This is a genomic window from Kitasatospora sp. NPDC001660 (assembly GCF_053596725.1).
Genome location: NZ_JBSFGU010000119.1, coordinates 1 through 4,018, shown reverse-complemented (window position 1 = coordinate 4,018; position 4,018 = coordinate 1). Strand labels below are relative to the sequence as shown.

Below are 4,018 nucleotides of genomic sequence, written 5' to 3'. Positions count from 1 at the left end.
AACTCGGCGAGATCGAAGCCGTCCTCGCCCAGCACCACAGCGTCGCCCGCGTCGCCGTCGTCGTCCGCGAGGACCGCCCCGGCGTCAAGCTCATCATCGGCTACGTCGTGCCCGCCCCCGGAGCCACCCCCGACCCGGCCACCCTCCTCGCCCACGTCGCCGCCGACCTGCCCGACTACATGGTCCCGGCCACGATCGTCACCCTCGACACCCTCCCCCTCAACACCAACGGCAAGCTCGACCGCAAGGCACTCCCGGCCCCCGACTTCGCCGACCGCACCCCCGGCCGCGCCCCCGCCACCGAACGCGAGAAACTTCTCGCCACCCTCTTCGCCGAAGTCCTCGGACTGCCCGAAGTCGGCGCCGACGACAGCTTCTTCGCCCTCGGCGGCGACAGCATCACCTCCGTCCAGCTGGTGGGCCGCGCCCGCCTGGCCGGGCTGGTGCTGACGCCCCGCGAGGTGTTCCGGCACAAGACCGTCGAGGCGCTGGCCGCCGCCCTGCCCGAGTCCCCGGCCGAGCTCGCGCTCGCGCCCGACCCGGACGGCGCGGACCCGGCGGTCGGCGCGCTGCCGGCCACCCCGATCATCCGGTGGCTGCGCGAACTCGGCGGCCGGATCGACGGGTTCAACCAGTCCGTGCTCGCGCCGGTGCCCGGCGGGCTCACCGAGGACGTGCTGGCCGCCGTGCTCCAGGCCGTCCTGGACCACCACGACGCGCTGCGCGCCCGCCTGGTGCGCAGCGAGTCGGGCTGGACCCTGGAGGTGCCGCCGAAGGGTGCGCTGCGGGCCGCCGGCCTGGTCCACCGGATCGACGTCGCGGGCCTGACCGAGGCCGAGACGGCCACCCGGCTGGACACCGAGGGCCGCGCCGCCCAGGACCGGCTCAGCCCGGACGCCGGCGTCATGGTCCAGGCGGTCTGGTTCGACGCCGGGCCGCAGGCCCCCGGCCGGCTGCTGCTCGTCCTGCACCACCTGGTGGTCGACGGCGTCTCCTGGCGGATCCTGATGCCGGACCTGATGGCCGCCTACGAGGCCGTCGCGGCCGGCCGGGAGCCCGTCCTGGAGCCGGTGTGGACGTCCTTCCGGGCCTGGGCCCGCGGCCTCGCCCGCGCCGCCCTCACCCCGGAGCGGACCGCCGAACTCCCGGTCTGGACGGGCATGCTGGCCGGCTACCAGGAGCCCCCGCTGGGTACCAGGGCGCTCGACCGCACCCGTGATCTCGCCGCCGGCGCCCGGCAGTACACCGTGACGCTGCCCGCCGACGTCACCGGTCCGCTGCTGTCCACCGTGCCCAGCGTGCTCGGCACCGGCGTCAACGAGGTGCTGCTCACCGCGTTCGCGCTCGCCGTCACCGAGTGGGACCGCGGCCGCGGACGGCAGCGCGGGGCCGGCGTCCTGCTGGACCTGGAGGGCCACGGCCGCGAGGAACTGCTCGCCGGGGTCCTGCCGGACGCCGACATCTCGCGGACGGTCGGCTGGTTCACCAGCATGTTCCCGCTGCGGCTCGACCCGGGCGTCCCGGCCGCCGACTGGCCGGAGCTGCTGGCCGGCGGACCCGCCGCCGGCCGGGCCCTGGCCGCGGTGGCCGGACAGCTCGCCGCCCTGCCCGACAACGGCGCCGGGTACGGGCTGCTGCGCCACCTCAACCCGGAGACGGCGGGCGTGCTCGCCGCCCTGCCGCAGCCGCAGCTCGGCTTCAACTACCTGGGCCGCTTCGGCGCCGGGGACGGCGAGGACGACGGCGACGGCGGCCTCGGCGGCAGCGACGCCGCGATGCCCGCCGGCCACGCCCTGGAGCTCAACTCGCTGGCCCAGGACCGCCCCGACGGCCCGCACCTGGTGGCCTCCTGGAGCTGGCCCGGCGAGCTGTTCGCCGAGGACGAGGTCGCCGCCCTGGCCGCGGCGTGGTTCACGGCCCTGCGGGCGCTGGTCGCCCACGCCGCGGACCCGTCGGCCGGCCCCGTCGAGGCCCTCGCGCCGCGGCCCCTGGTGGCCCGGCCCGCGACGACGCAGCCGGCACCGTTGCTGGATCTCGACCAGGACGAGATCGACGCGTTCGAAGAAGACTTCGAGTTCTGAGTGGAGACAAGCGACATGACCAAGGCAGCGACGACCAAGGCCAAGCCACGCATCGAGAGCATCCTGCCGCTCTCTCCGCTCCAGCAGGGCCTGCTGTTCCACGCCCAGTACGACACCCAGGGCCCGGACGTCTACACGATGCAGCTCGCGCTGGACATCGAGGGCGAGCTGGATGCGGGGGCGCTGCGCGGCGCCTGCGCCGCCCTGCTGCGCCGGCACGCCGGGCTGCGGGCCGCGTTCCGCTACCGCAAGAACGGCGAGCCGGTCCAGCTGGTCCCGTTCGAGGTCGCGCCGGACTTCACCGTCGTCGACCTCACCGGCCGACCATCCGGGGAGTGGGCGCGCGCCACCGAGGCCGTCGCGGCCGAGGACCGCGCCCGCCGCTTCGACCTCGCCCGTCCGCCGCTGATCCGCTTCACGCTGGTCTCCCAGGGCGCGGACCGGCACCAGTTCCTGGTCACCGTGCACCACATCCTGGTCGACGGCTGGTCCCGGGCCCTGGTCATCGGCGAGCTCTTCGAGCTGTACGGGCTACTGCGGCGCGGTTCCGACGAGCGCGCGCTGCCGCCCGTCGCCCCCTACCGCGACTACCTCGCCTGGGTCGCCGCGCAGGACCGCGCTTCCGCCGAGGCGGCCTGGCGGCAGGTGCTCGGTGGTCTGGAGGAGCCCACACTGCTCGCCGCCCCGGACCCGTCCCGCGCCCCGGTCGTCCCGGTGGCGACCCGGGCGGAGCTGCCGCAGGCGCGGACCGCCGCGCTGGTCCGCTGGGCCCGGGAGCGCGGGGTCACCGTCAACACCGTCGTGCAGGCGGCCTGGGCGATCGTCCTCGGGCGGCTCACCGGCCGCGACGACGTGGTCTTCGGCGGGACGGTCTCGGGCCGTCCGCCGCAGGTCGCGGGCGTGGAGTCGATGGTCGGCCTGTTCATCAACACCCTGCCGGTGCGCGTGGCGCTGGACCCGGCGGAGCGCTTCGGCGCCCTGCTGGAGCGCCTCCAGGACCAGCAGGCCGGCCTGATGGACCACCAGTACCTCGGCCTCAGCGACGTGCTGCGCACCGCCGGGCACGGCGAACTCTTCGACACCCTGCTCGTGTTCGAGAACTACCCGGTGGACACCGAGGGCCTGCGCCGCTCGGCGGGCGGCCTCGGCGTGGTGGACGGCCGCAACCACGAGGGCACCCACTACCCGCTCAGCCTCACCGTCGGCCTCGGCGACACGCTGGCGCTGGACCTCGCGCACCGGCCCGACCTGCTCTCGCAGGAGCGGGTCGACGCGCTCGCCGCCGCACTGCTGCGCGTCCTCGGCAAGGCGGCGTCGGTAGCGGAGGAGCCGGTCGGCCGGCTGCGGCTGTCGGACGGGGCGGACGAGGCACGGATCCTCGGCGAGTGGGCGGGCGAGGCGCAGACCGCGCCGGAGCTGGAGCCGCTGCTCGGGCGCTTCGCCCGGCAGGTGGCCGCCACTGCGGACGCCACCGCCGTGATCAGCGGGGACGAGCGCCTCAGCTACGCCGAACTCGACGCCCGCTCCAGCCGGCTGGCACGCCTGCTCATCGAGCGCGGCGCCGGGGCCGAGGGCTACGTCGCCATCGCCCTGCCACGCTCCGCCGACCTGCTCGTCGCCCTGCTCGCCGTCCAGAAGTCCGGCGCCGGATACGTCCCGCTCGACCCCCAGCACCCCACCGAGCGCCTCGGGTACGTCCTGGAGGACGCACAGCCCTCCCTCCTGCTCACCACCCGGGCCACGGCGGAGAACCTGCCCGGCACCCCGGCACTGCTGCTCGACGACCCCGCGGTTCACGAGCAGCTCGCCGCGCAGCCGTCCGAGCCGCCGACGCTGGAGCACGACGGCCGCACGCCCGCCTACGCGATCTACACCTCCGGCTCCACCGGCCGCCCCAAGGGCGTCGTCATCCCCCGCGCCGCGCTCGACAACTTCCT

The 4,018-nt window shown here is 75.6% G+C and carries 2 protein-coding genes; both read left to right on the top strand.

The features are described 5' to 3' along the window. Window positions 1-2,081, top strand: a 2,081-nt coding sequence (locus ACWCXH_RS39680; RefSeq protein ID WP_449806382.1) for a condensation domain-containing protein, incomplete at its 5' end; no start/stop codon positions are given. 15 nt (window positions 2,082-2,096) lie between these two features. Beyond that, window positions 2,097-4,018 (top strand): condensation domain-containing protein (locus ACWCXH_RS39675; RefSeq protein WP_449806381.1); only part of this gene is annotated, 1,922 nt, incomplete at its 3' end.